The 25377-nt window shown below is 44.6% G+C and carries 25 protein-coding genes; 11 read left to right on the top strand and 14 right to left on the bottom strand.

The window, feature by feature from the left end; translation table 11 throughout:
• Positions 1-5 precede the first annotated feature (5 nt).
• From FBF61_RS26675 to FBF61_RS26665, 3 genes are all read right to left on the bottom strand, one after another.
• Complete coding sequence (locus FBF61_RS26675) at positions 6-1871, bottom strand: T9SS type A sorting domain-containing protein (RefSeq protein WP_138483158.1); 1866 nt, start codon at positions 1869-1871, stop codon at positions 6-8.
• Positions 1846-2643 (bottom strand): PASTA domain-containing protein, encoded by a 798-nt coding sequence (locus tag FBF61_RS26670; protein ID WP_138483156.1) that lies wholly within the window; start codon positions 2641-2643, stop codon positions 1846-1848. Before FBF61_RS26670 ends, FBF61_RS26675 begins: the two co-directional genes overlap by 26 nt.
• Positions 2644-2713: 70 nt before the next feature.
• A complete protein-coding gene (locus FBF61_RS26665) occupies positions 2714-3307 on the bottom strand; it encodes a riboflavin synthase (protein ID WP_138483154.1) in 594 nt (197 codons plus the stop codon).
• Positions 3308-3483: 176 nt separating this feature from the next.
• On the opposite strand from FBF61_RS26665, the gene hisB reads away from it, so the two are divergent.
• The 3 genes from hisB to FBF61_RS26645 all read left to right on the top strand — a co-directional run bounded on the left by hisB (position 3484) and on the right by FBF61_RS26645 (position 7637).
• Entirely contained in the window at positions 3484-4608 is a 1125-nt protein-coding gene (gene hisB / locus FBF61_RS26660) for a bifunctional histidinol-phosphatase/imidazoleglycerol-phosphate dehydratase HisB (protein WP_138483152.1), read from the top strand.
• Positions 4609-5358: 750 nt separating this feature from the next.
• Positions 5359-6006 carry a carbonate dehydratase gene (gene can / locus FBF61_RS26650; RefSeq protein WP_138483148.1) on the top strand — a complete coding sequence of 216 codons (648 nt, stop codon included), beginning with the start codon at positions 5359-5361 and terminating at the stop codon, positions 6004-6006.
• Between the two features lie 53 nt (positions 6007-6059).
• Positions 6060-7637 carry a SulP family inorganic anion transporter gene (locus tag FBF61_RS26645; protein WP_138483146.1) on the top strand — a complete coding sequence of 526 codons (1578 nt, stop codon included), beginning with the start codon at positions 6060-6062 and terminating at the stop codon, positions 7635-7637.
• Between the two features lie 114 nt (positions 7638-7751).
• Here the strand turns inward: FBF61_RS26645 and FBF61_RS26640 are convergent, their stop codons facing one another.
• From FBF61_RS26640 to FBF61_RS26605, 8 genes are all read right to left on the bottom strand, one after another.
• A complete protein-coding gene (locus FBF61_RS26640) occupies positions 7752-8210 on the bottom strand; it encodes a hypothetical protein (protein ID WP_138483144.1) in 459 nt (152 codons plus the stop codon).
• Positions 8211-8228: 18 nt separating this feature from the next.
• Positions 8229-8669: a hypothetical protein gene (locus FBF61_RS26635; protein ID WP_138483142.1), complete on the bottom strand. Its 441-nt coding sequence runs from the start codon at positions 8667-8669 to the stop codon at positions 8229-8231.
• 53 nt (positions 8670-8722) lie between these two features.
• Positions 8723-9265, bottom strand: coding sequence for an RNA polymerase sigma factor (locus FBF61_RS26630; protein WP_138483140.1), 543 nt, complete (start codon positions 9263-9265; stop codon positions 8723-8725).
• 224 nt (positions 9266-9489) lie between these two features.
• A complete protein-coding gene (locus tag FBF61_RS26625) occupies positions 9490-10443 on the bottom strand; it encodes a transketolase family protein (protein ID WP_138483138.1) in 954 nt (317 codons plus the stop codon).
• Between the two features lie 50 nt (positions 10444-10493).
• Positions 10494-11351 (bottom strand): transketolase, encoded by an 858-nt coding sequence (locus FBF61_RS26620; protein WP_138483136.1) that lies wholly within the window; start codon positions 11349-11351, stop codon positions 10494-10496.
• A gap of 104 nt (positions 11352-11455) precedes the next feature.
• Positions 11456-11914, bottom strand: a complete 459-nt coding sequence (gene bcp / locus FBF61_RS26615; RefSeq protein ID WP_138483134.1) for a thioredoxin-dependent thiol peroxidase — start codon at positions 11912-11914, stop codon at positions 11456-11458.
• Between the two features lie 3 nt (positions 11915-11917).
• Positions 11918-13876: a M23 family metallopeptidase gene (locus FBF61_RS26610; protein WP_138483132.1), complete on the bottom strand. Its 1959-nt coding sequence runs from the start codon at positions 13874-13876 to the stop codon at positions 11918-11920.
• Positions 13877-13931: 55 nt separating this feature from the next.
• Positions 13932-14543 carry a fumarylacetoacetate hydrolase family protein gene (locus tag FBF61_RS26605; protein ID WP_138483130.1) on the bottom strand — a complete coding sequence of 204 codons (612 nt, stop codon included), beginning with the start codon at positions 14541-14543 and terminating at the stop codon, positions 13932-13934.
• 281 nt (positions 14544-14824) lie between these two features.
• Between FBF61_RS26605 and FBF61_RS26600 the strand changes: the two genes are divergently transcribed.
• The 3 genes from FBF61_RS26600 to FBF61_RS26590 all read left to right on the top strand — a co-directional run bounded on the left by FBF61_RS26600 (position 14825) and on the right by FBF61_RS26590 (position 18387).
• Positions 14825-15427 carry a C40 family peptidase gene (locus FBF61_RS26600; RefSeq protein ID WP_138483127.1) on the top strand — a complete coding sequence of 201 codons (603 nt, stop codon included), beginning with the start codon at positions 14825-14827 and terminating at the stop codon, positions 15425-15427.
• 96 nt (positions 15428-15523) lie between these two features.
• Entirely contained in the window at positions 15524-16744 is a 1221-nt protein-coding gene (locus tag FBF61_RS26595) for a hypothetical protein (RefSeq protein WP_138483126.1), read from the top strand.
• Positions 16741-18387, top strand: coding sequence for a DUF8832 domain-containing protein (locus tag FBF61_RS26590; RefSeq protein ID WP_138483124.1), 1647 nt, complete (start codon positions 16741-16743; stop codon positions 18385-18387). Before FBF61_RS26595 ends, FBF61_RS26590 begins: the two co-directional genes overlap by 4 nt.
• Positions 18388-18398: 11 nt before the next feature.
• Here the strand turns inward: FBF61_RS26590 and FBF61_RS26585 are convergent, their stop codons facing one another.
• Entirely contained in the window at positions 18399-19064 is a 666-nt protein-coding gene (locus FBF61_RS26585; RefSeq protein WP_166444615.1) for an HAD family hydrolase, read from the bottom strand.
• Positions 19065-19377: 313 nt separating this feature from the next.
• Between FBF61_RS26585 and FBF61_RS26580 the strand changes: the two genes are divergently transcribed.
• Both FBF61_RS26580 and FBF61_RS26575 read left to right on the top strand, forming a co-directional pair.
• Positions 19378-19854, top strand: a complete 477-nt coding sequence (locus FBF61_RS26580; protein ID WP_138483122.1) for a hypothetical protein — start codon at positions 19378-19380, stop codon at positions 19852-19854.
• Positions 19851-20324, top strand: a complete 474-nt coding sequence (locus FBF61_RS26575; protein ID WP_138483120.1) for a hypothetical protein — start codon at positions 19851-19853, stop codon at positions 20322-20324. The genes FBF61_RS26580 and FBF61_RS26575 overlap by 4 nt, the downstream gene beginning before the upstream one ends.
• Positions 20325-20397: 73 nt before the next feature.
• On the opposite strand, the gene FBF61_RS26570 is transcribed toward FBF61_RS26575, so the two are convergent.
• Complete coding sequence (locus FBF61_RS26570) at positions 20398-20868, bottom strand: Dps family protein (protein ID WP_138483118.1); 471 nt, start codon at positions 20866-20868, stop codon at positions 20398-20400.
• Between the two features lie 281 nt (positions 20869-21149).
• On the opposite strand from FBF61_RS26570, the gene ispF reads away from it, so the two are divergent.
• Positions 21150-21650: a 2-C-methyl-D-erythritol 2,4-cyclodiphosphate synthase gene (gene ispF, locus FBF61_RS26565; RefSeq protein WP_138483117.1), complete on the top strand. Its 501-nt coding sequence runs from the start codon at positions 21150-21152 to the stop codon at positions 21648-21650.
• Positions 21647-22780: an amidohydrolase family protein gene (locus FBF61_RS26560; RefSeq protein WP_138483115.1), complete on the top strand. Its 1134-nt coding sequence runs from the start codon at positions 21647-21649 to the stop codon at positions 22778-22780. Before ispF ends, FBF61_RS26560 begins: the two co-directional genes overlap by 4 nt.
• Positions 22781-22787: 7 nt before the next feature.
• Here the strand turns inward: FBF61_RS26560 and FBF61_RS26555 are convergent, their stop codons facing one another.
• Complete coding sequence (locus FBF61_RS26555; RefSeq protein WP_138483113.1) at positions 22788-23906, bottom strand: ABC transporter substrate-binding protein; 1119 nt, start codon at positions 23904-23906, stop codon at positions 22788-22790.
• Between the two features lie 145 nt (positions 23907-24051).
• On the opposite strand from FBF61_RS26555, the gene FBF61_RS26550 reads away from it, so the two are divergent.
• On the top strand, positions 24052-25293 hold the full coding sequence (locus FBF61_RS26550; protein ID WP_138483111.1) for a M16 family metallopeptidase: 1242 nt from the start codon (positions 24052-24054) through the stop codon (positions 25291-25293).
• The last annotated feature ends 84 nt before the right edge of the window (positions 25294-25377 follow it).

Here is a 25377-nt window from a genome sequence, read left to right as displayed (position 1 = left end):
ATAAGTTATTTCAAAATTAACATTTTCTGAACAAATGACCTTTTACCATCATAAGCCCGAATAATATAAAAACCGTCCTGCAGAAAATTCACATCAGCAAACCTGTCATTTTTCCCTGGCCTGAGCGTTTGAACCAGCACGCCGGTTAATGAATAAATTTCAATATTGTTCAAAGAAGTATTCTCCCATTTTATCATACCTCTATTGGGATTAGGGAAAAAAGAATATTTCCGTGCGTTTACGGGCTCACTTCCAGTTATGACTTCCCTGGCCTGCTTTCCGAGATAAGGACGAATCATAATACTTCCGCCAAGACTGCTTTCCTTGACCCACTCTGTACCCAGATTATAATAAATATACCTCGCACCTAACTTCGAATTCCGGTCAAAACCAACCGTGAGAGGTTGTTCATTGATCTGAATCCACCCCACATAGAAAGTATCCGGCACCGCCACTGGAAAGCTAAAGGCATAATCAATAAAGCCATTACGGGATGAAGGATATCTTGCTGACACAGGCCGCTGCGCTATGACCTGATCAGGTTTATTATTTTTATTACTCAAAATCTGGATGCTGAACCCCTGTCCCGAAACGTCTTTATTAAAAGGGATCATCGCCATCCTGACACCACCAATTGTATCTGGTTTAGACAGCACAAACTGCACTGCCGCACGTCCCAGTTTCTGATTAACCTGAATTCCGTACTCTGCGCTTCCGTCATCAAACGCAAAATAGTCCCCCAAAACAACCCTAGACGAAATAGTATCATTATGTTTCAGATTTACGTTGGGGATCGTATCCGTTGTCGTCACATAATATTTCAAAATCAGCTCGAGACTATCCTTTGCATTTCCCGCGGTAACAATTGACGGCTTTACTCCTATTGATTTAGATTTCAGCGACTCCACATAGATCGATCTTTGAACATTCCTGAAATACTCCGTTCCAGTAGCTTTGTTCGTGATCGTAAAAGTGCTTGTAAGAATATTGAAATTGTTGAAATTATTAACAATATCGGTACTAACAGAATCTGCAATGGCAGCTGCCGGACTTGCATTATACTGCCGGAGCGGCATGGCCGTATATTTTTTCAGGAACGGAGAAACAGGCGTTCGCATAGCAACGTCGAAAATATACGGCTGCCTTATTGAACGGCCAGAATTAAGATATACATAATCGAGATGCCAGGTATCGTACGGCCCGGAATTCCTCCCATAAGAGCGGAAACGGAATTGAAAATTTTCGTGAAAATAAGCCGCATCTTTGATCGCTATAAATTCCCGCTGAAAAACAGTATCCAGCTCGTAACCGACCTGATTCCACACGGGAACCCACTCGTTCGTTCTGTTTAAAAATTCAAGACTGAAAAAATCGCTCGAATCGGGTAACTCTCCAAGACCTTTTCCAAGCCAATAGAAACTCATGTAAACCGAATCCGCCGAAGTTTTACCAGCAAGATTCATTGGCTGAGAGGTCAAGGTATCCGTGAAACCTTGGTTTAAGGGATTAGCCAGGTTATAAGGAATCCCGCCTGCATTCAAACCGTCGAAAGTCGCGACATTCAGCGAAGGATGAGTGGTAACTAGTGAGTTATTCACATATGTACCACTTCCGGGCAACCAGTATCTGCTGTCCGGAAATCCGGATTTAGCAGTGGAGAAATCATCAAAAAAAGGCAAAATTAAGGAAGCTTGGGTACGTAAAACCTTCCCATTTACCTGGACGGATTGTTGGCCGGCATGTGAGCCGCCAATCGGAACAATTCTAAGCTGGGCGTAAATATGAAACTGGCAGAGCGCCAGAATCAATGTCACGTAAAAACTTTTATGGCTGATGAAAGAATTCCTATTGCTCTGGTTGATTTGCTTCATTCTCTGTTGATTCATCGCCCGGTGGTGTGATCCATAAATCTATTACGTCACCAATTCTAACATTATTGCCCGCATCCGGATTTTGCCGCACAACCGAACCGGGAGCCTGACCTTCCTCAGCCGCTACCTCCATCTGCTGGCCGACTTTCAGCCCCGCGCCAATAATTGCTATTTTAGCCTCATCCAAAGGCATTCCTAACACTGAAGGCGCCTCAAACTGAGCCGTACCCAATCCCTCTCCAAGTTCGAGATCAATTTTCGATCCCTTGGCGATAGGCTGTCCCGGCAAAATTTCCTTGCCATTATACATCTGCCTTAACACCGCATTTTGAGCCATATCTGGCACATATGAGATATTTCCCTCTTCCAGACCGACACTTTTAAGAAACATTTGTGCGCTGCGGTGCGTCATATCCGTGAGCTTAGGCATTTTGATAAGCGGGGCCGTCAGCGACGCAACAGTAACATAGATTTTACGGCCTTCTTTCACTTTTGCACCAGGCAGCGGATACTGCGAGATAATGGTAAGCGGAGGTACATTGGCAACAAAAGTACAGTCCACCTCATAACGAAGGTCCTTGCTATCGAGGAAATCCTCCAGTCCTTCAACACTCATCTTTTTGAGGTCGGGTACCGTAATGGCTTCTCCGTGATTAGTTGTAAAGGGTAGATAGACAAAAAAGAACCCCAGGAAAAGGACCAAAAGTAGTGAAACTATTATCCCTATGTGTATGAAAAGATCAGTTCTGGATTGCGTACTTATTTTGGCCATGAAAGTATTTAATGCGCGAAATAGATATATACGGGTAAAAATAAACGTAATATTCCAAGAACCCAATATACTAGACTGTATATGAACCCAGAATTCTTTTTATGTACTTCCCAAGAATATCGAATTCCAGGTTCACAGTATCTCCTTCATTAAGTGAATGGAAATTGGTAAAAGAATAAGTATATGGAATAATCGCCACTCTGAATGAGTTCTCCAATGAATTGAAAACAGTCAGACTCACCCCATTAATACAGATTGACCCTTTTTCTACTGTGATATTGCCTGCTGAAGTATCATACTCAAAATCAAACAACCAACTTCCGTCCCTTTCCTCAATCCTCGTACAAATCCCGGTCTGATCAATATGCCCCTGAACGATATGTCCGTCAAACCGACCGTTCGCAGGCATACAACGCTCCAGGTTTACCTTACTATTTAATTCCAGGCCCCCCAAATTCGTCTTGTTCAGCGTTTCTTCAATGGCGGTAACCGTGTACTCCTCTCCATCAACCGCCGTTACAGTGAGACAAACGCCATTGTGACTGATGCTCTGGTCTATTTTAAATTCATTTGCTATGGAAGATTTAAGCGTAAACGTCCGGTTTGTTCCTTGCTTATGTACATTTACTACTTCACCGATGGCTTCTACTACTCCTGTAAACATTAATGATATCGATTATTCAAAAAACAAAGTTACAATTTCTTCGCTACTCTTCAGTTCAACAAATATGCCATAACTGCCCATTACCACTTTTCAATTACGCATAGATTGCGAACTTTGCACCATTAACACAAAACACCCGGTTTTAAGTCAAATTAAATGCAACCAATTATCAGTTAATGAAAAAACTCTTGTTTATTGATCGTGACGGAACAATTATCGTAGAACCTCCCATAGATTTTCAGGTAGATTCTCTCGAAAAGCTTGAATTTTTGCCCCGGGCTATTTCTAACCTACGCAAGATCGCAGAAGAAACCGATTTCGAACTGGTGATGGTTACTAACCAGGATGGCCTGGGTACGGATTCTTTTCCCGAGACCACTTTCTGGCCGGCCCAGAACAAGATGCTTAACACTTTGGCTGGAGAAAATATCCACTTCTCAGCCATTCATGTTGACCGTAGTTTTCCTGAAGATAACCTTCCGACCCGCAAACCGGGAACTGGTCTGCTGACATCCTATTTTTCGGCAGATTATGACCTTCCTAATAGCTATGTGATTGGCGATCGTCTTACGGATGTGCAACTGGCTGTAAATCTTGGCGCGAAAGCGATTTTAATTGCAGCTGAGCCTGTTAAAGAAGGTATTTCTGATCAGATGAATTCCACGATTTCCTTTATTTCGAACGATTGGGATGCAATTTACGAACATCTCAAACTTCCTTCGAGAACCGCGTCGGTAAGCCGCGATACCAAAGAAACGCAGATTAAAATTGACCTGAACCTCGACGGCAGCGGCCGCTCAGAAATCCATACCGGCCTTGGCTTCTTCGACCACATGCTTGACCAGCTTGCCAGACATTCAGGGGCCGACCTTAAAATTCATGTGGACGGAGATCTGCATATCGACGAACACCATACAATTGAAGATACTGCCCTCGCGCTTGGGGAGGCTTACCGGCAAGCTCTGGGCGATAAGCGTGGTATCAGCAGATACGGTTTTTTATTGCCGATGGACGAGGCACTGGCACAAGTTGCGATCGATTTTTCCGGTCGCCCCTGGATCGTCTGGGATGCCGAGTTCAAAAGAGAGAAAATCGGAGAAATGCCGACGGAAATGTTTTTTCACTTCTTCAAGTCTTTCTCCGATACATCTCTGTCCAACCTGAATATCAAGGTAGAAGGTGATAACGAGCACCATAAGATCGAATCGATCTTTAAAGCATTTGCCAAAGCGATAAAAATGGCTGTTCGGAGAGATTTGAAAGCGCTTGATTTTATGCCATCTACAAAAGGTGTGCTTTAATTATTTTCGACAAAGGATACCCCGTTTGCATTTTTTACTTATTTTTGTTCAATATCAGTCAGGAATTAATTGAATATTTTTATGGGAATGACAATCATTATGATCGTTTTTTATATAGTTCTTCTTGGTTCGGCTTTTGTTGTCGGGCGCTGGCTGGAGAACCATGAAAAAGGATGGAAAGTTAAATAGAAAAGGGTTGTATTATCACAACCCTTTTCTATTGGAAGACCTTGGTAATGTATCCGAATTGTTGAAAAATATGTAATCAGGCGATAATAATTCAGGTCACTCCGAACGTTTAAGGGGAGTCCGATGTTCTGATTTCGTCGCCAAAATCCCAAAAAACCTTGTTAAGAAAGCTTTGTCTCATATTGCTCACAACCTTTCTAATCTGTAAAACAACAGATTTGATCAGTCTGTTGTGTGCAAAAGAGCAGTGCTCCATTGTTTGCGATACGGGTACTTGCGACAATGAAAGTAAAGAAGTTGAAAAGGTCAATGACGACCAGCTATTGAGTTCCCATATACTACATTTTGATAAATTCTGTTTATCAATCCCTTTGAAAGCGCTCTTCTCCTATGCTGTCAGCTTTCAAAATGAGATTTTCCGTAATCTCGCCTCCCCTCCTCCAGAGTTAATCTGATTTATTTTCTAGTTATACAAAATTACGAGTATTGATACCCGTGGATTAATCTGTCCTCAGGTACGCGATCCTCCATTATTCTATTCTGTAATCTATAATTTGAATCATGATTAAGTCATATCAAGAACTTTTTGACAATAACAAGAAATGGGTAGCTCAAACAAACCAGGAAAACCCTGAGTTTTTCAGTAATCTGGCGAACGGCCAGAGCCCGAAATTCTTGTGGATAGGCTGCTCCGACAGCCGGGTACCCGCCAACGAGATCACAGGTACGCAGCCTGGCGACATTTTTGTGCACAGGAACATCGCCAACATGGTGATCCACACCGACATAAGCATGCTAAGCGTTTTGGATTATTCCGTTAACGTGCTGGAAGTGAAACATATTATTGTTTGTGGCCACTACGGCTGCGGGGGTATCAATGCGGCTTTGGGCAACAAGCAGGTCGGGCTGATCGATAACTGGCTTCGGCATATTAAAGATGTTTATCGTTTCCACAGCGAGGAATTAAGTGCAATCAAGGATCCTGCTAAAAGGAGCGACCGTCTCGTAGAGCTGAATGTTCAGGAGCAGGTTCGGGATTTGGCTAAAACATCGATTGTCCAGAATGCCTGGGCCAATGGAAAAGCCATTCAGGTGCATGGACTGGTTTATGATGTCAAAAACGGAATTCTGAAAGATCTCAACGTTACTGTCGAAGACAACGAAGACGTCGAAGATGTGTACCGTCTTGAAGGTCCGGTTCATGTCTAACCCAAAACCCTCCGATAGTAGTAAATCCAGTAACGATACATTTGAACATTCGTATGTCAAAAAATAAGAGAAATTTGTTTTCTAACCTCAAGTATGACTTACCATCAGGTCTTGTCGTATATCTGGTGGCGTTGCCCCTTTCCCTGGGTGTGGCACTGGCGTCTACCGGACGATCGGACTTGCTTTTCTCGGGTATTATTTCGGGAATTGTAGGAGGGATAGTTGTCGGCTCGATTAGTGGATCTTCATTGGGCGTAGCTGGAGCGGCCGCAGGTCTTGTTGTGATCGTGTTCAATGCACTTGAGACATTGGGAAGCTTTGAGGCGTTTCTGCTGGCAGTGGTTATTGCCGGCATATTGCAGGTTATTGCCGGTATTATGAAAGCCGGGATCATCGGGTATTATTTCCCGTCCTCGGTTATCAAGGGAATGCTGGCAGCAATAGGTATAACGCTGATTTTAAAAGAGATCCCTCACGCCTTCGGATACGATGCTGATTTCATGGGAGATGAGGCATTTGCCCAAAAAGACGGCAACAATACCATTACCGAGTTGTTTAATGCCGTTAAATACAGCAGCACCGGCGCCATCATCATATCGATAGTTTCACTGGGTTTGCTCATTCTATTTGACAAACCTTTTATGAAAAAAATTCAGCTGTTCAGGTTCCTTCCTGGTGCACTTTTTGTCGTACTGATCGGGATCTTGCTGAATTCTATTCTCCCGGGAATCAATCCTGAATGGAAATTATCAGGCGAGCATCTTGTGCAGCTACCTGTAGCAACTAACGCTTCCGAATTCTTCGGCTTCTTCAAAACACCGGATTTTTCGGCGATTAACAAAATTGAGGTTTTCACAGTAGCGATCACATTGGCTGTTGTAGCGAGTCTGGAAACGCTCTTATCAGTAGAAGCGACGGATAAGCTGGATCCTTTCAAACGCAATACGCCAACCAATCGGGAACTGATTGCGCAGGGGTTTGGCAACATTACATCCGGACTTATTGGCGGGCTACCTGTAACCCAGGTAATTGTCAGGAGTTCCGCGAACATCGATTCGGGTGCAAGATCTCAGATGAGCACTATTTTCCATGGTGTTATCTTCGTTTTTTCTGCGATTTTCATCCCGAAATATCTGAATTTCATACCACTAGCCTCGTTGGCCTGCATATTGCTCACAGTTGGTTACAAGCTGTCCAAGTTCTCATTGTATAAAGGTATGTACAACCTCGGCAAAGAGCAGTTCATTCCTTTTATCGTTACCATCATTGCCATCCTCAGTACCGATCTTTTAAAAGGTATTGCAGTCGGAATGGTCGTGGCGATATATTTTATCCTTAGAAAGAACTACAAGCACTCTTACCACTATGTGAAAGAAACCCACAAGGATGGCGACATTATTACTTTGATTTTGTCAGAAGAAGTAACTTTTCTTAACAAAGGCAGCATTGGTGCGACCCTGGATAACCTTCCGGATAATTCAACTGTGGTTATAGACGGAACCAAGTCTATAAATATTGACTATGATGTTCTGGAAATCATCCAGGATTTCAGAAAACACTCCGCGCCGCTGAGAAATATAACGGTTGAAACCAAGGGAATTAATAGTGTAGAAACTGTTGGCGGACATTAACTGATCGCGCCAGATACCAGCATAAAGCAAAAATCCCACAATTGAAAATATTCAATTTGTGGGATTTGCTTTTGGTAATAAGCCGATAGCAGGTTTACTATTTTCTTTAATCTCTTATCGCTGTTTGAGCCGCTGGATCAACATATCATTGAACGTCCGTTCAGCCTTATACAACTCAATAACCTGGCTCGCAGTAATGACTTTGAGAAACCTGTTTTGGTACTCCTTTTCAAGATCCAGTTCTTTTTGACGCAACTCCTGGACCTCCTTAAGGTTATCCAATACTTGTTCGTCCGTCGTTCCTTCCGCCTTTTTATCGTTGATCAGCTTCCGCTGCGCCCTGTGAATATCCTTACGCTTATGGGAATACTCATTGTAAACAGGCCAGAATCCGGTCGACTGCTCAGGCGTCAGATTAAGGCGGTTGGTAATGATGGCAACCTTAGCATCCTGAATTCTCTTTATTTCTTCCTCCGACCGGCGCTGCGCCTGGGCCGACGAAAATGCAACAAATACAATTAACAGCGTCGCGTAAAACTTAAGATGCAGCTTGGCAATAAATTTCAAGTCCATTTTCATATTTTGTTAGGGTCAGATCTTGTCCGAACCGGAGACAGATTCGAGTAATTGCTGGCGAAGAACATCATCATCAAGACCGTCCAGATAATACAAAACTGTAGAATCCGTGTCAAATGCCTTCTGTACAACCTGGTGTTCACTCAGATCATAATAACTAATATTCTCGTCCTCCAGATAATCAATAATTGATGCATTGCTAATGTTGCTGAGCGGTTCCTGTCCCAGCGAACCCTGCCTTTCAGGAACAGTAATCCATACCAAAACCAGGATCAGTGCCATAGCAGACACTAGGGTCGCCGACCGCTGCCATGACCAGCCAATTACAGGTCTGCGAGCTGGCTCAGACGTGATTCTGGACTGTATGATTTGTGGCAATTTATCAAAATAGCCATCAGGTGTTGAAAAAGGTATTTCCTTTTTCAGATCATCCAGCCTTATGCGTTCCTTATCCATGATTATTTAAATTTCAAACTTCTGAATCTTTGACCAGTCAACTTCAATAAAGTTTAATCGGTTTCGTTTAAAAAATCCTCAATTTTTTTTGTAGCCCAATGGTAAGAGGCCTTTAATGCTCCTACTGAGGTTCCGGTTATCTCCGAAATCTCTTCGTACGGAAGTTCTTCAAAGTACTTCAAATTGAAAACAAGTCTCTGCTTTTCCGGTAATTTTAACAACGCCTTCTGCAATTTGAGCTGAATTGCATCTCCACTCACAAGGGGGTCCGCCTCCAGTTTTTCACTCAGCTCATTTTCAATATCATGAATAGGAAGGAAAAACCTCTTCCTTTTTTTGTTGAGAAAATTAATGGCCTCATTGCTGGCTATTCGGTACAACCACGTATAAAACTTAGAGTCCCCACGGAAATTTTCCAGTGCAGTCCACGCTTTTATAAACACATCCTGCGTGATATCATTCGCGTCGTCGTGATCCACAACCATTTTACGCACCAGCCAATATACCTTTTGCTGATGCTTCCGCACCAGCTGATTGAAAGCGTTTCTACGCGTTTCAGGATTTGCAAAAAGAGCTAATAATTCTTCGTCAGACATTTAATAAATACTAACCGATGGTTGGTCAGGATACAATCCGGTGAACTATCCCATAAGTTCCGGGTCAATTACAGGAACTCTCAACACAAGTCAATAATAGTTTATTTTTCCATGCAGGACAAATAAAAATTTGAGTCTTGCAAAAAGCGGCTAACACTCCGCTTTTTACAAGACTCAAATACCTACATGCCTGACTTGGCACCCAAATGAATGGTTTTGGAACCTTATTTTCTTGCTATCGCACGCTTTGCCGCTGCAACGATGTCTTTGGCCGTCAAACCATATTTCTCCATCAACTGAGCAGGCGTTCCGCTTTCTCCGAAACTGTCATTCACAGCAACATACTCTTGTGGAACCAGTTTATTTTTAATCAGAACCTGGGCGATACTGTCACCAAGTCCGCCGATCCTGTTATGCTCTTCCGCGGAAACAGCGCAACCTGTTTTTTCAACAGATTTCAAAACTGCTTCCTCGTCAAGTGGCTTGATAGTATGGATGTTGATAATTTCGGCGTTGATGCCTTCCGCTTCCAGCAGTTCTCCGGCCTGTATCGCTTCCCAAACCATGTGACCGGTTGCGAAAATACTGACGTCAGTACCTTCATTGACCATCCATGCCTTGCCAATTTCAAACTTCTGATCGGGATCTGTGAAAATAGGGATCACCGGACGGCCAAAACGGAGATAAACCGGACCGTCATGTTCTGCAATGGCAATTGTAGCTGCTTTGGTCTGATTATAATCGCAAGGATTGATCACCGTCATGCCTGGCAACATTTTCATCATACCAATGTCTTCAAGGATCTGGTGCGTTGCGCCGTCTTCTCCCAGCGTCAGACCGGCATGTGAAGCACAGATTTTTACGTTTTTATTGGAATATGCAACACTCTGACGGATCTGGTCATATACCCGGCCCGTAGCAAAGTTGGCAAAAGTAGTAGCAAAAGGAATTTTACCGCCGATTGTCAATCCTGCCGAAAGTCCGATCATGTTAGCTTCGGAAATACCGCACTGTATAAAACGTTCAGGGTTTTCTTTGATAAACGGTTCCAGTTTCAGTGAACCGACAAGGTCCGCGCAAAGTGCAACGACATCAGGGTTTTGCTGTCCCAGAACATGCATTCCGGCACCAAAACCGGAACGGGTATCTTTCTTCTCTGTGAAAGTGTATTTTTTCATTTTGTCAGATCAATTTCTTAGTAAACAAATATCTAATAGCCGGCAGCCAATCAATAATCCCCCAAAGTTTCGTCCAACTGGGCAAGCGCAGCCGCCAGTTGTTCGTCATTAGGCGCAACACCGTGCCATTTGTGGCTTCCCATCATAAAGTCAACCCCGAAGCCCATTCCGGTATGCAGCAAAACCATGATCGGCCTGCCGTGTCCCAGTCTGCTTTTTGCTTCGTAAAGACCTTTGTGTACTGCCGCCATATCGTTTCCTTCTTCAATAGAAATCACTTCCCATCCGAAGGCTTCATATTTTTTACCAAGATCGCGGTTGTTCATTACTTTCACCGTGGGTCCATCGATTTGCTGACCATTAAGGTCAATAAAGGCGATCAGGTTATCAACTTCGTGGTGCGGCGCAAAAGTCGCTGCTTCCCAAACCTGTCCTTCCTGCTGCTCTCCATCGCCCATCAGTACGTAAACAATTCCTTTGTCATTGTTTAATTTTTTGGCAGTCGCCGCACCTAATGCTACCGACAGTCCCTGTCCCAAGGAACCGGACGCAATCCTGATCCCTTCAAGATGTTCGTGCGTGGTCGGGTGACCCTGCAGGCGCGAATCCAGTTTACGGAATGTAGCCAGTTCAGAAACAGGAAAATATCCGCGACGTGCCAGCGTGCTATACCATACCGGCGAAATGTGGCCGTTTGAAAGGAAGAAAAGGTCTTCACCCGTTCCGTTCATATCGAACACAGGCTTTCCATCCTTTTCGTTGAGCTTCATGCGTTCAAAATACAACGCTACCAGTAATTCAGTGCAACCCAAAGAACCGCCAGGATGCCCCGACTGGCAACCATGTACCATACGTACTATGTCCCTGCGAACTTGTGAAGCTACTTTTTCTAATTGTTCAATTTCCATTTCTGTCTATTTTCTATTGGGTTGTCTTAAATCCTTCTTTACGCTGAGTATATTATTTCAGGCTGTAAATTTCATACAATTCTTACTTAGAAAATGACTAGTTATTAGTCATTTTTACCGAGAATTTGATCAGTATGGTTTTCGGTATCCACTTTCTGGATAATCTCCTCAATCACACCGTTTTCATCTATGACGAAAGTTGTGCGTATAATCCCCATATATTCCTTGCCAAACATTTTTTTCTCACCCCAGACGCCGTAAGCTTCCACGATCGCATGGTCCGTATCGGCAAGAAGCGGGAATGGCAGATTGTATTTTTTGATAAATTTTACATGCGATTTTTCATCATCCACGCTGACGCCCAATACTTTATAACCACGGCTCAGAAGCGTATCATAATTATCACGCAAATTGCAGGCCTGTGCTGTACAGCCTGGGGTATCATCTTTTGGGTAAAAGTAAAGGATGACTTTTTCGCCTTTAAAATCTGAAAGTTTTACTTGTTTTACTTCCTGGTCCTTTGCCGAAAATACCGGTGCGGAATCACCAACCTGAAGCGCCATATATTATTTTTTTTGTTTTTTTGCCGCCGCCGATGTAGCAGCAGCCTCAGTTAAATCAGTCTGCAAGATAGTACTATTTCCCGCCCTATCCGTAACTTCTAAAGTCAGTCCCCCTTCAAAAAGGTGATTTTCGTCCCGTTTTTCGGACCAGATATATCCTGTCTTCGAATCAAAATTCATCAGTACCCATTCTCCGTTTACAAGTGCCTTATAATGATCAATACCTGAAGTATTGTCCGATACATAGGCTCGTATACTTTTTTTGCTTCGTTCCACAAGCCGCACTTTTGGAGGAATGGTATCCTGTTGTATTACAAAAGTGCCCAGCTCTTTGGTGTCGAACCCGATATTGTCTCCCGACCACTCCCCGCCCAGGAAGCGATAGTCGCCGTCGAGATACCGGTAAACTCTCCAGTGTTTTTTATCCGTCGGCACATTTCCCGGCGTGAAGGAAACCGAAACTTTATCCTTTAACGGTGTGCCCCGGTTGTTAATCGTCAATGCATTAAAATTACGCTGACCGGTTAAAAACAAGGTATCAAACAAACTCGTCGGCTCAAATTTAACCGACCATTTCTCAGATTTGAATTCCGAAGCGATACCGGGCAAAGTCTGGTTTCTCAGGTAAGTTCTCACCGTTGAATTGCCGATCCTGACAGAATCCGGCATATATTCTCTCAAGTCATTCAAAAAAACAGCATATTCATTGCTATAGAAGTCCGGCTCCTTTTTGACCTCCCTGCCTGCCGCATAATAAGTCGCGAAAGGAATGGAACTCCGGTAATATTTTGCCTTTACCACAAGTGTATTCTCCTGTACATCGGTAAGAATGATTTCCGGGTTCACTTCCACATTAAAAACCGGCAACGGCGGGTGCTGCGGCTCTCCTTTTATAAAAAAGACCAGTTCTGAGTGGTTCTCGTACGAATCCGAAATCCTGATCCTTACTTCATGCCTAAGTGTATCGTTGATATTGAGTTTGCCGTTGTAAGCATCCGTTTTGTACAGATCAAAGTTATTTCCGTCGGGCACATAGCATTTCAGATAACGCTGTCCGGTTTCCTGCTCCGTTTCATAATCGATCAGGTTGTTATAGTCGCGGGTCGCGGCATTGGGGAATATTTCCATGTTATACGAAAAAATTTCACTGCCGTCCACTTTTATCTCTATGCACTGAAGACCATACCGAAACCCCGTTCCGGTCATCTGGTCGTAGGCCACCAGGTCTATACCGATAGTTCCCGTAGCCAAAATCGGATCAGCAAGCCTGTAAGACCCATCTTTAAGCCGCACCGGGGCATACACTTTTCTGTCAAACTGCCCATTCACGCGGCCATTGATATCCAGCGGGCGGATCGCCAGATTCACGAATTTCGGAGGCGTAACATCCCTGATCTCCTTGAACCCAAAATACAGCGGATTGAGATAATTGTCCTTCGAATCTCGGATCTCGAAGTGAAGGTGCGGCCCCGCGGAACCTCCGGTATTTCCGGAAAGTGCAATGATCTCACCTTTCGTAAAAGCATATTTCCCCGGCTCCGGAAAAAGCTCTATTTCAAAAGTCTGCTTTTTATATTGCTCTTCACGGACGTAAGCGGCTAGCTCGCTACTGAATCTAAGTAAATGCCCGTAAACAGTTGTTTGTCCATTGGGGTGGCGCAAAAAAATCACATTCCCATAACCACTTCTCTGAACCGCCACCTTATAAACATACCCCTCGGCAGCAGCATACACCGGCAACCCTTCCCGCTGCTCGGTGCGTATGTCAATGCCAGCATGAAAATGGTTTGTCCGCAAGTCGCCGAGGCCTCCCGCCAGCGAATTGGGTAATCCGGGGCGGATCGGAAACTGGTAATAACCTCTGGGGTATGATTGCTTCTGAGCCTGTACCGGCATCAAAACACTCCAAAAAACATATAAAAGTAGGCCAAAGCGGACTGACGTCCGGACAGAATATCGCATGAACAGGAAGGTATGAAATGAGCGGTGCAGGGACCGGCAAAATGTAGGACAGGTTTTATCTAACGAACAACTCCAGCATCTTCTTGCCCTCTATGGATGCAGTAAGCTTATCCCCTATCTGCACTGCCGAAACGCCTTTGGGTGTTCCTGTGAAAATCAGATCCCCTTTTTTTAACATAAAATACCGGGAGACAAAAGAGATCAGGTAATTGATCCTGTAAAGCATCATAGAAGAATTCCCGCTCTGCCGCGTTTCACCATTGATGTCCAGACTGAAATTGATATTCTGGATATCGTCATAATCTGAAACGGGGACAAATTCCGAAACCGGTGCAGATCCATTGAAGGCCTTCGCCAGCTCCCAGGGCAATCCTTTGCTTTTCAATTCCGACTGAAGGTCGCGGGCCGTGAAATCTATCCCAATACCTATTTCATCATAATATTTATGTGCAAACCTTTCTTCAATGTTTTTACCCACTCTGTTAATCTTCACGACCAGCTCAACTTCATGATGAACGTCTTTGGAAAAATCCGGATAGAAAAACGGTTCGCCAGGACGGACCTGTGCAGTTTCCGGTTTTAAAAATATTACAGGTGCATCAGGTTTCTCATTGTTCAGCTCAGCGATATGCTCAGTGTAATTCCGGCCTACACAAATAATTTTCATCAGAAATCAATAAAGTTTAATCCAATATGAATGTAAATAAGAACTTGTCTTCAAACAGTTCCGGTCTCTGACAAAACTACTTACAAAGCAGCCAGTCACATAATATTTATGGCAATTTTTCACCTGAAAATATCGCTGTTTCATCCGTTTCAGGATTATCCCATTCAATCCGTTCAGGTACTTTTTCATTGATTTTTCACTAATTTGAGGGAAGTATCGTTATTTTTAAAAATCGGGCGGCTTCTCAGGCACGATCCGGACGTTAACATACAAGCTTACGCATGAAGAAAAAGATTCCTTTCCCCTTTCTTGTCTCGATTTTCGCTTTTACATTTTTCATATACGCTTGCGACACCCTTCGCAAAAGCCCGGCCAAGCCAGCCGCATCCCGGAAAAAAAATTCTTCCGTTTACAGGAGGCCGCCCGCAAAGGCACCGGCACGAAAACCAGCTGCTACTTCCCGGCCAACCTATCCCCGTTCAGGCAGCAAATCGGACATCCCACAGGTTGTGCAGGTAGCACGGACATATTCCGGTACGCCATATCGCTCGGGAGGAAATGATAAAAGCGGCATTGACTGTTCAGGTTTGATATGTTCCGTATACTCAGAAATCGGCATCAAAGTCCCCAGGATTTCCTGGCAGCAATCCGAATACGGGCAGGAAATAGCGAGTATCAGCGACATCAAAGCAGGCGATTGGGTGTTTTTTGTACCGGAAGCCGGAAAAGAAGGTTATGTATCACATGCGGGAATAGTAACGGATGTGAGAGGCCAGCAGGAAATTTTCTTCATCCATGCTTCTACCTCCCGGGGCGTCCGAGAGGACAATCTGTTTTCTACCTATTTCAAAGGGAGGTTTGTAAAAGCAATGCGGCCTTTCTAAAAAATCTGATTTACATAAAATAGGGGTACGAGCCTGTTGGATTGTCAGTTACAATAAATATGCTTTATATTGAAACGCTAAATCCTTTCGCAATACATGCAAACAACCATTGCCCCTCCACCCGTTGGTAACGCACGGGTCACAGCTACATCGGGCAGCCCCGGCATTCCGGTATACATTTATGCTACCGTTTTTGCTTCATTTTGTGTCATTACCGGTTTGATATGGGATATCTGCTGGCACTTGAGCATTGGTCGCGACGGACTTTTGTCCCCTCCTCACCTGGTCATTTATCTCGGGGCACTAGTATCCGGCCTTTTCTCGGGTTATGAAATTTTAAGAAAAACATTCTGGGGAAATAACATTGAAAAATCATTCAGTGTGAAAATATGGGGCTTTTTTTACAGTTCACTGGGCTCGCTTTTCTGCGTATGGGGAGCATTGTCCATGCTTACCTCCGCTCCATTCGACGACTGGTGGCACAACACTTACGGCCTCGACGTCACCATTCTTTCCCCTCCTCATACAGTGCTGATCCTTGGCATTATCGGTATCCAGTTTGGTGCTATGATCAGTGTAATTGCTATTAAAAACCAGGCGGCATACCTGGTTGGCACGAATACCGGCCAAAACAAAAAACGGGACCAGATTTTGTTCTGGCTTTTCGCACTGTCTGCGGGCTTTCTTCTGACGATCTGGTACACACTTATTTCTGAAGAGCTTGGACGTATGCAGTCACATAGGTCCAGCTACTATGTGTTCGCATCGGCCGGATTTCCAATTTTATTAATGGCTGTCGGCAAATCCGTGAAACACAGATGGGCAACTACGGCAGTAGCAGGCGTTTATACCTTACTCATGCTCGCTACGCTATGGATCATCCCATTGTTTCCGGCTGAACCCAAACTTGGCCCGATACTCAATCACATTGATCATTACCAGGGCTTTCAGTTTCCACTCCTGTTGATCATCCCGGCCGTTATCACCGACCTGTTGCGCAACCGGTATGCATACCTCAATGACTGGAAATTGACGCCAATCCTGGCTATCGCATTTTTGATCGCATTCTTTGTTGTGCAGTGGAATTTCGGCGGATTTTTAATGGAATCGCCTTATGCAAGAAACTGGTTTTTCGGTAGCCACTACTGGTATTTCGGCAATAGCCCCGACTGGCAGTACCGTTACAAATTCGGGCCTTGGATGCTTGAAAGCACTCCTGAACTACTCAAAGGACTGGGTGTTGCCGTGATAGCAAGTCTTATTTCTACCCGTGTCGGACTGGCCTGGGGTAACTGGATGCATAAAATTCAACGATGAAAAATCTTCTGTTCATATTATTCCTGGCAGTAACATCCATTGCCAATGCCCACGTAGGCAGCTCAGACGTCCAAATGCAGGGACAAGCCGGACCTTATAAATTACTGGTGAGCATTCAGCCGCCTGATGTGATCCCCGGCACCGCGCAGATCACTGTTTTTGTTGAAAACGGCGAGGCACAGAAAGTTACCGCAAGGCCCATCTATTTTTATTCGGGTGATAAAGGTGCCCCTTCCGCGGATGAACTGACAAAGGCGCCCAATCAATCAGCTCAGTTCACGGGGGTAGTATGGCTTATGGAATGGGGCTCTTCCAGCGCCCAGATCCAGATTGAAGGGGATAAAGGCAAGGGTGAAATCATCGTACCGATTATCGCCGTATCTACTGCGCAGCGGGATATGCCAAAGCAATTGGGTATCGGCCTGAGCATTCTAGGCGTATTGCTCTTCTTACTCATGATCACCACGATCGGTGCCAGTGTGAGTGATGGTATTTTAAAACCGGGGGAAGTATTGTCCAAGGTTCAAAAACGCAGAAGATGGATCAATATGGGCATCGCTACGGTGGTATGCTCAGTCATACTTTATGGCGGAAGCAGCTGGTGGGACAGCTGGGCCGCGGATTATCAGCAATGGATCTACAAACCCACAAAAGGGAATACAGCTGTACTCGTTGAAAAGGATCAAAGGGTTTTTGAGCTAAAAATTGATACGACCGAATGGAAATCTCAGCGTAAGGGCAGTATGCTGAGCATGTTAGTGCCTGATCACGGTAAGCTCATGCATGCCTTTCTGATACGAACCCCGGGGCTCGATGCTTTTGCGCACATACATCCGGAACGAAAAGACAGTGCAACTTTTACAGCCGACCTTCCCAATCTTCCGGCCGGGAAATATCTCGTTTACGCGGACATCGTCCAATACTCAGGATTTGCAGAAACAATCGTTGATACCCTTGAAATCCCCGAAAAAACAAACAATTCCGAGACGGAAATTTCCAGTGAGGATACGTATGTAATTACCGACCCCATCGACGCTCCGGGGCGCGTGCCACTGGATGCAAATGTGGTGATATGCGGAAAGCCCGGAACAAAAACTGTTTTCAAAGACGGGTCTTACGCGATCTGGGAGGGCAAACCGGATAAACCTCTGGAAGCAGGCAAACCTTATCTGCTGAATTTCGAAATATTCAACCCGGATGGAACGCCCTGCTTACCGGAACCCTATCTGGGTATGACGGGACATGTAGCAGTAGTCCGTTCAGATGGCTCTGTTTATATTCATTTACATCCATCCGGTACGTTTTCAATGGCCGCTGAGCAGACTTTCAAAACCCGGATATCCGATACCGCCAAAGTTGCCAGAAGACCGTCTCCTCAGATTTTCAGAGATAGTGTAGATTCATACCTCGCCAGCCTGAAGTCTATGTCTGTCGCGCAACGGGAGGAGCAACTCATGACCGAAATGGGCATGTATGAACTGAAAACGGACGGTATGATGGGCATGGAACATACCAACCAGATCTCTTTCCCCTATTCATTCCCGAAAGAAGGCCGGTACCGGATCTTTTTACAGGTTAAACGGAATGAGCAGGTTTTGACGGGCGTATTCGATGTCAGGGTAAATGATGCTACTGCTTTGTAACCCTTACTGAGTCAAATCCCGTCAAACAGCTGTACTATTGCACTAAAAGACAGTTCGTTGTAATTTTCTACATAAAGATTACAAGGTGGCAGCTCCTCTTTGGTGTGTGAACTGAGAACGCCCACTACACGCATCCCGGCATTTAATGCAGCCGATACGCCCGAAAAAGAATCTTCAAAAACGACGCAATCTGCCGGGTCAACGCCCAGATTCGCAGCGGAAGTAAGGTAGACCTCAGGATCCGGCTTATGTTTTTTTACGTTTTCGCTGGCCAGAATTGAACCCAGGCTTTCGCGGATAGGCACTTTACTTAATATCAGTTCCAGATTGGCTCGGGGTGCGGAAGTGGCCACTCCGAGCTGCACCCCATGGTTGCTGAGATCGCTGATAAACGCTACAATTCCCTCAATCGGCTCAATGTAAGGCTCGTAAATCTCCCGAAAAAGACTTTCTTTCTCATTTTCCAGAGCCAGAAGCTCCTCGCCTTCAATAACCCTTTCCAAAAAATGGCTGAGGATGTAACTGTTGCTCTTCCCATACATGTGTTTGGCAAAATCTTCATCCGTTGGAGCCAGGTTGCGCTTTGAAAAAAACTCCCGGAAAGCTCTGGAGTGATAGGGATTCGTGTGGCAGATTACCCCGTCCATATCAAAAATTACTGCAATATTTCTTCTCATTTCACAAAGATAGTCATTACGCCCTTTTGGCAAATAACCGGAGTTACAGACTTTCATATGTCAGACCTCTGCCTTTTTTGCTAGAAATTTTATGATCAGTAACCAACGCAACGCGAAATAACTTTCATGCACACAACTAATTTTTCTACAAAAACATGAGCCTTCAATTCAGAATTCTACGAAGATTTAGTGGTTTATCTATTGATTCAATTAAATTTATACAATTATTGACTGTGCAAACCAATATTTCATCCCTGCCTTCCTCAATCACGCAATTATTTTTTGCTGGAAAGGCATTTAAAGGATACACTCTATGAACGAACTGGAACGAATCAACAAAACGGTTGATCAAAACCCTTCACTAAAAAGTACCGAAAAACTGACGTCGATTGAGGTGTACGATAAATATGGTGCAATGGCTTACGGGATCATATTACAGATCGTGCCCCAGCCTCACCTGGCACAGGAAATACTGGTCAACGTTTTTTCTTCACCCCAGCTACAGTTGTGTAACAGCTACCCTTTTACGTTTGCTGTGTGCATCATCAAGCTGGCCCGTATGAAGGCCATGGAAACCAAAGGGAAGTTGCTGGGTATCGCTCCGGAAAAGCGCGATCTTGGTATTTACGAAGGCGAACGTTCACCAGGGCTGGTCTTTGATCTTGCTTTTTGCCAGGGATATACCCCGGAAGAAGTAGCAGAAAAGCTTCAGATGTCTAAGTCGGAGGTTTTACGCGCTTTTCATGAATTCTTCAAATCTTACGCCATCACTAACGCCGCAAAGCTTTGAATAACCGGGATATTATCGAAAGCGGGATACTTGAATCATACCTTTTGGGATTGGGAAAGGACCATGAGCAGGAACAGACGAAACAAATTGTGCTGGCTGATCATACCCTCAGGGAGTATATTGAGGTCCTGGAAAACAATATCCGGGAGTATTTTGACCAAAAATCCGTAAACCCGCCGTCCCAGCTCAGGGAAGTTTTACAACTGCGCACATTGAAAAGTGAAACGCGGAAAGAAAAGCATGTATTCGGTAAAGCTGCAGATTCTCAGAACAGGCAATCCGGTGTTTACCATGATATCGAAGTTAACGATACCCATATCAAAGTTCATAAGTACTGGCGCCCGGCCTTTATCACTGTTTTTATTCTATCCAAAATATTCCTCATCGCCGGCCTGTATTATTTTTTCAAGTCTGCAAGCCTGGAAAATGAAAATGCAAAACTGAGAACGCAGTCAGAGCAGGTAAGATAAGACACGTATCGCTGATAAACCGTAAAAGCCGGAATTCAATGATGAATTCCGGCTTTTACGGTTTTTAACGCAATTATTTTAGAAACGCCCTCAGCATCCAGGCCATTTTTTCGTGCTGACGCAGCAGCCCGGTGACGTAGTCGCTTGATCCCAGATCTTTATAAGTGTCGGCAAATTCGCTGATAAGCGTGCGCAGAATCCGGATAATGGTTTCATGGTCATTTAAGAGATTGCTCAGCTGTTCTTTTTCTTCGTTGGTGTACTCTGGTTCCAGAAGGTCGGTAAGTTTCAGGATATCAACCAGACGGGCCTCAGAGTAATGCCCGATGGCACGGATACGCTCCGCAATCTCATCCATGATCTCCTGCAATTGTTCATACTGGCCTTCAAACAGTTTATGCAGCTCAAAAAAATGCATCCCGGCTATATTCCAGTGATAATTACGGGTTTTGGTATAAAGTACAAATTCATTGGCCAGCAATTTATTGAGTTGAAATGCAACTGCCTGCGTGTTACTATCGGAAATCCCAATGTTTGTTTTCATAATGAATGCAAAAGGGTTAACATATTAGAAATTGAACTGTTCAGTCTATTCATTAAACCAATCTTTTGCTGAAAAAGATTACGAAAAGCCGCATTTATTCTTAGAAAATCTCATGTTTAAAAATGTTTCTGATCATAGCCGTCTTTACCATTTCTTCCTGCGGGAATCCGTCAGCGCTTGTTGAAAGTTTACTATATTTGCTTTGAACACACTTTATCTTCACAGGGAACTCCCCTATTAAGCAATTACCAATACTGCACTGCAGATTTAAATTCTAACAAATGTTTCCGTTCCGGATCGGACAAGGCTACGATGTACATCAATTGGTTGAAGGCAGGCCATTTTGGCTGGGCGGTATTCTGATCCCGCACACCCATGGTGCAAAAGGTCATTCCGACGCAGATGTTGTTTGTCATGTACTTTGCGATGCACTGCTTGGTGCCGCCAATTTGCGCAATATAGGTTACCACTTTTCTGATAAAGATCCCCAGTGGAAAGGAGTGGACAGTAAAATACTGTTGGCGAAGGTGTTGGAAATGATCCGTGAAAAAGGGTTTGAAGTAGGGAATGTGGACGTCACTGTTGTATTGCAAAACCCAAAGCTGAACCCGCATATACCCGACATGAAAGCTTGTCTCTCGGAGGTCATGCAAGTCCCGGAAACTGAAATCTCAATCAAAGCGACCACGTCGGAACATTTGGGTTTTGTGGGTCGGGAAGAAGGAATAGCCGCCCATTGTGTGGCATTGATTTACAATCAAGATAATTTGCAATATAAATGAAGATAGTCGTACTCAGTCTCTCGCTCGTCATGGGCTTTGCTTACGTTTCCTGTGCCCAGGAGCCTTCCCAGATCACCCAGCCACTTGGTTTCGAAGAGTACGATCCCGTATCAACATTGAAAGTGGAAGAACATATCACCCGACGGGCAAAATTCCCTTTCATCGATGTCCACAACCATCAGTACCAGATGCCAACCCAGAACCTGAAAGCGCTGACGGCGCAAATGGACAGCCTGAATATGGGTATTATGGTAAATCTGAGCGGACGCGGATGGTCCCAGGAATGGCGTGAAGGTACTGCTACCCTGAAAGGCTCATTGGAAAATGTAGCGAAAAACGAACCTAAAAGAATTGCAGTCTTCACCAACCTTCAGTTCAAAGGTTTCGGTGAAAGCGATTGGACTGCCAAAGCAGTAAGCCAGCTCGAAGCGGATGTAAAAATGGGCGCAAAAGGATTGAAAATTTACAAAAGCCTGGGTTTCAGCGGTATTAAAGATGATAAAGGCAACCGTGTGGCCGTGAGCGACAGCCGCCTGCAGCCTGTCTGGAAAAAATGTGGTGAACTCGGTATTCCGGTGCTGATCCATACTGCCGACGTACCTTCATTCTGGGACCCGATGGATCGCTACAACGAACGCTGGCTCGAACTTAAAACGCACCCCGGCCGCCGTCGGGGAAAAAACGATCCCGTCCCTTTTGATTCACTGATCGCCGAACAGCATGCCATTTTCAGGAACAATCCCAAAACCACCTTTATCAATGCGCATATGGGCTGGTACCCCAACAACCTGAAAAAGCTTGATTCGCTGATGACCGTTTTTCCTAATATGTATGTCGAAATCGGTGCGGTGATAGCAGAACTGGGCAGGCAGCCGAGAGCGGCTAAAAAGTTTTTTGACAAATACCAGGACCGTGTTCTTTTCGGGAAAGACAGCTGGGTGCCTGCTGAATATGCAACCTATTTCCGGGTACTGGAAACCGAAGATGAATACTTTCCATACCATAAAAAATACCATGCTTTCTGGCGGATGTACGGTATGGGCTTGTCTGACGAGGTATTGAAAAAGCTTTATTACAAAAACGCTCTGAAAATTATTCCTGGTCTGGATAAAAGCCTTTTTCCTAAGTAGCCCTGCTTCATTTAAATGCCTTTGCCTCTTTGACGATTGACCGGTACTCGGCTTTTTCCAGGCATTTTTTGTAATACTGCTTAGCCTTCGCTTTGTTCCCCGACCGCGCAGCTATCCTTGCAAGACCTGCATAGGACATCGCGTGATACTCTTTGGTGTATTGGTCATCATGCGGAACTTTTAGTGCGGCAAGATAGTGTCGCTGGGCGTTTGCATCATTTTTGGCATCTTTTTCTTCAAGAATACCCTGGAAAGTATGTGTTGCAAGAGGGAAAAAACCGGTATTGATTTTCTTTAACAAGCCCAGCTCTTTTACAGCAAGATCGTATTTTTCCGAAAGCAGCAAAGCCTCAATGTTGGTCATCAGGTAAAGAGAATTTTTGGGGTACCAGTTGACCAGCTTTCCGGTATAAAAAGCCGCTTTCTCTGGCTGTGACTCATACTTCAGGTAAATATGCGAAAGATAATAGCACGCCTCGGCCCGGGTAATCGTTCCGACTTTGGTAGCATTGTCAATCTGCTTTAAACCCAGCGCTTTGTCCCCACTCTTAAAAAATACCAGCAGAGGCTTTACAATCGAATGTTCTTCCGGATATACTTCCACATAATAGTTGTACATCCCGGACGTAAAATAGAATTCAGGGTTTTTATTGATTAATTTAAATCCCTCCACAAAAGCATTATAGGCTTTTTTACCTTCTCCGGCTGCATTCAGCATTTCGCCACGGTAATTATAGACCATTGCCATATAGCTTCTGGCCACGATGGTATAAAAAACCGCTTCCGGGTCCAGGCTGTTTTTACCGTACTTTTTATTGACAGCTTCCAGGCACCGATCCAATTTCTGAATATATTCTTTTGATTTCGCCGGATGGTCTTTAATAGGCAGGTATTTCCAGAACAGGATAAAAGAATCCAGGATATGTGTAACCGGGTGATTAGGGTACCTCTTTTCTATCTGATTGATAGCCACTTCCGCCTCATCGAACTCGTAATTGTAAATCTTGTCCATGCTCGTCTGAATATTTTTCAGAGCCGCAGGATCATTCAGTATCTGGGCACCGGCAGGAAGAGAGGATATAATGGATAACAGAAAAAAACAAATCAACACAACCTTATTTCGCATGGCTTTGGCTATAAAATCAAAATGGTTTGGTGGTATCCCAACTGAACATTAGCTTTGTTTATAACCCTAAAACAGGGTACCGGGTTTCTAAAGCCGACGTTTATTTTGGCCGATTTATATTAATAATCTTTTACCGACCTTCATTATGATTCGTTACAAGCAGTTTACATTGGATAATGGCCTGAAAGTTTTTGTTCATGAGGATTTTTCAACACCGATGGCTGCGGTTAATATACTTTATAATGTGGGTTCCCGTGATGAAGACGAAGAGCGGACAGGATTTGCCCATTTGTTTGAGCACCTGATGTTTGGAGGTTCTAAAAATATTCCTAATTACGATATTCCGGTTCAAACCGTGGGCGGCGAAAACAATGCTTTTACCTCTCCCGACATTACCAATTACTATATAACCCTGCCTGCGGACAATGTGGAAACCGCTTTCTGGCTTGAGTCGGACAGGATGTTAAGCCTTTCTTTTGATCCGAATGTGCTGGAAGTGCAGCGAAAAGTGGTCATCGAGGAATTTAAACAACGCTACCTGAACCAGCCATACGGAGATATGTGGCTTAAATTAAGGCCACTCGCATACCAGGAGCATCCCTACCGGTGGGCGACGATCGGTAAGGATATCGAGCATATTGAACGCGCGACCATGGAAGATGTCCAGAACTTCTTTTTCAAATTTTACCGTCCGAATAATGCTGTGATGGTAGTAGCCGGCGCAGTAAAATATGAGCAGATCCTGGAATTATCGAAGAAATGGTTTGGAAACATCCCTCCCGGCCCAGCCTACATCAGGAACATTCCTGCTGAGCCCGTGCAGACAGCAGCACGGCACCTTGAAACCACGGCTTCGGTACCTCTGAATTCCCTGATCAAAGTTTTTCACATGCCTGGCAGGTATCAGGAAGGTTTTTATGCGGGCGACCTGCTGAGCGATATCCTGGGCCGGGGCAAATCCTCCCGCCTTTACCAGCAATTACTGAAAGAACGGGCCGTTTTCAACAGCGTCAGCGCCAGTGTAACGTCTTCGCTCGATCCCGGGCTGCTATTGGTAAAAGGGAATATTAATCCCGGTATTTCACTGGAAGAAGCGGATAAGGCTGTGGAAGAGTTGCTTGCGGAAATTATTTCGAAAGGTGCTTCCGATGAGGAGGTGATGAAAGTAAAAAACCAGTCCGAGGCCTCTCTGGCTTTTTCCGAGGTAGAGTTGCTGAACAGAGGTATGAACCTGGCCTTCGCAGCGAATGCCGGTAATGTGGATTGGGCAAACAGTGATGCCGAAATCATCAGGAACCTGACAACCCGGGATATCAACGAAGCCGCCAAAAATATCCTGCGTCCCGAAAACGCATCAACACTTTACTATATCGCGGAACAGAAATAATGTGGCTGCCCCACAAAGTGGCTAGCGTTTACTTTATACTGGTCAGTTAAATACAATCAATTACAATGTCACACTTCGACTGAG

The organism is Dyadobacter bucti, assembly GCF_005869225.1.
GTDB lineage: Bacteria > Bacteroidota > Bacteroidia > Cytophagales > Spirosomataceae > Dyadobacter > Dyadobacter bucti.
This window is presented reverse-complemented; position numbering and strand designations above follow the sequence as displayed.

Coding starts and splice junctions, on each gene's coding strand:
- FBF61_RS26675 (WP_138483158.1), bottom strand. CDS start 1,871: ATGAAGCAAATCAACCAGAGCAATAGGAATTCTTTCATCAGCCATAAA.
- FBF61_RS26670 (WP_138483156.1), bottom strand. CDS start 2,643: ATGGCCAAAATAAGTACGCAATCCAGAACTGATCTTTTCATACACATA.
- FBF61_RS26665 (WP_138483154.1), bottom strand. CDS start 3,307: ATGTTTACAGGAGTAGTAGAAGCCATCGGTGAAGTAGTAAATGTACAT.
- hisB (WP_138483152.1), top strand. CDS start 3,484: ATGAAAAAACTCTTGTTTATTGATCGTGACGGAACAATTATCGTAGAA.
- can (WP_138483148.1), top strand. CDS start 5,359: ATGATTAAGTCATATCAAGAACTTTTTGACAATAACAAGAAATGGGTA.
- FBF61_RS26645 (WP_138483146.1), top strand. CDS start 6,060: ATGTCAAAAAATAAGAGAAATTTGTTTTCTAACCTCAAGTATGACTTA.
- FBF61_RS26640 (WP_138483144.1), bottom strand. CDS start 8,210: ATGGACTTGAAATTTATTGCCAAGCTGCATCTTAAGTTTTACGCGACG.
- FBF61_RS26635 (WP_138483142.1), bottom strand. CDS start 8,669: ATGGATAAGGAACGCATAAGGCTGGATGATCTGAAAAAGGAAATACCT.
- FBF61_RS26630 (WP_138483140.1), bottom strand. CDS start 9,265: ATGTCTGACGAAGAATTATTAGCTCTTTTTGCAAATCCTGAAACGCGT.
- FBF61_RS26625 (WP_138483138.1), bottom strand. CDS start 10,443: ATGAAAAAATACACTTTCACAGAGAAGAAAGATACCCGTTCCGGTTTT.
- FBF61_RS26620 (WP_138483136.1), bottom strand. CDS start 11,351: ATGGAAATTGAACAATTAGAAAAAGTAGCTTCACAAGTTCGCAGGGAC.
- bcp (WP_138483134.1), bottom strand. CDS start 11,914: ATGGCGCTTCAGGTTGGTGATTCCGCACCGGTATTTTCGGCAAAGGAC.
- FBF61_RS26610 (WP_138483132.1), bottom strand. CDS start 13,876: ATGCGATATTCTGTCCGGACGTCAGTCCGCTTTGGCCTACTTTTATAT.
- FBF61_RS26605 (WP_138483130.1), bottom strand. CDS start 14,543: ATGAAAATTATTTGTGTAGGCCGGAATTACACTGAGCATATCGCTGAG.
- FBF61_RS26600 (WP_138483127.1), top strand. CDS start 14,825: ATGAAGAAAAAGATTCCTTTCCCCTTTCTTGTCTCGATTTTCGCTTTT.
- FBF61_RS26595 (WP_138483126.1), top strand. CDS start 15,524: ATGCAAACAACCATTGCCCCTCCACCCGTTGGTAACGCACGGGTCACA.
- FBF61_RS26590 (WP_138483124.1), top strand. CDS start 16,741: ATGAAAAATCTTCTGTTCATATTATTCCTGGCAGTAACATCCATTGCC.
- FBF61_RS26585 (WP_166444615.1), bottom strand. CDS start 19,064: ATGAGAAGAAATATTGCAGTAATTTTTGATATGGACGGGGTAATCTGC.
- FBF61_RS26580 (WP_138483122.1), top strand. CDS start 19,378: ATGAACGAACTGGAACGAATCAACAAAACGGTTGATCAAAACCCTTCA.
- FBF61_RS26570 (WP_138483118.1), bottom strand. CDS start 20,868: ATGAAAACAAACATTGGGATTTCCGATAGTAACACGCAGGCAGTTGCA.
- ispF (WP_138483117.1), top strand. CDS start 21,150: ATGTTTCCGTTCCGGATCGGACAAGGCTACGATGTACATCAATTGGTT.
- FBF61_RS26560 (WP_138483115.1), top strand. CDS start 21,647: ATGAAGATAGTCGTACTCAGTCTCTCGCTCGTCATGGGCTTTGCTTAC.
- FBF61_RS26555 (WP_138483113.1), bottom strand. CDS start 23,906: ATGCGAAATAAGGTTGTGTTGATTTGTTTTTTTCTGTTATCCATTATA.
- FBF61_RS26550 (WP_138483111.1), top strand. CDS start 24,052: ATGATTCGTTACAAGCAGTTTACATTGGATAATGGCCTGAAAGTTTTT.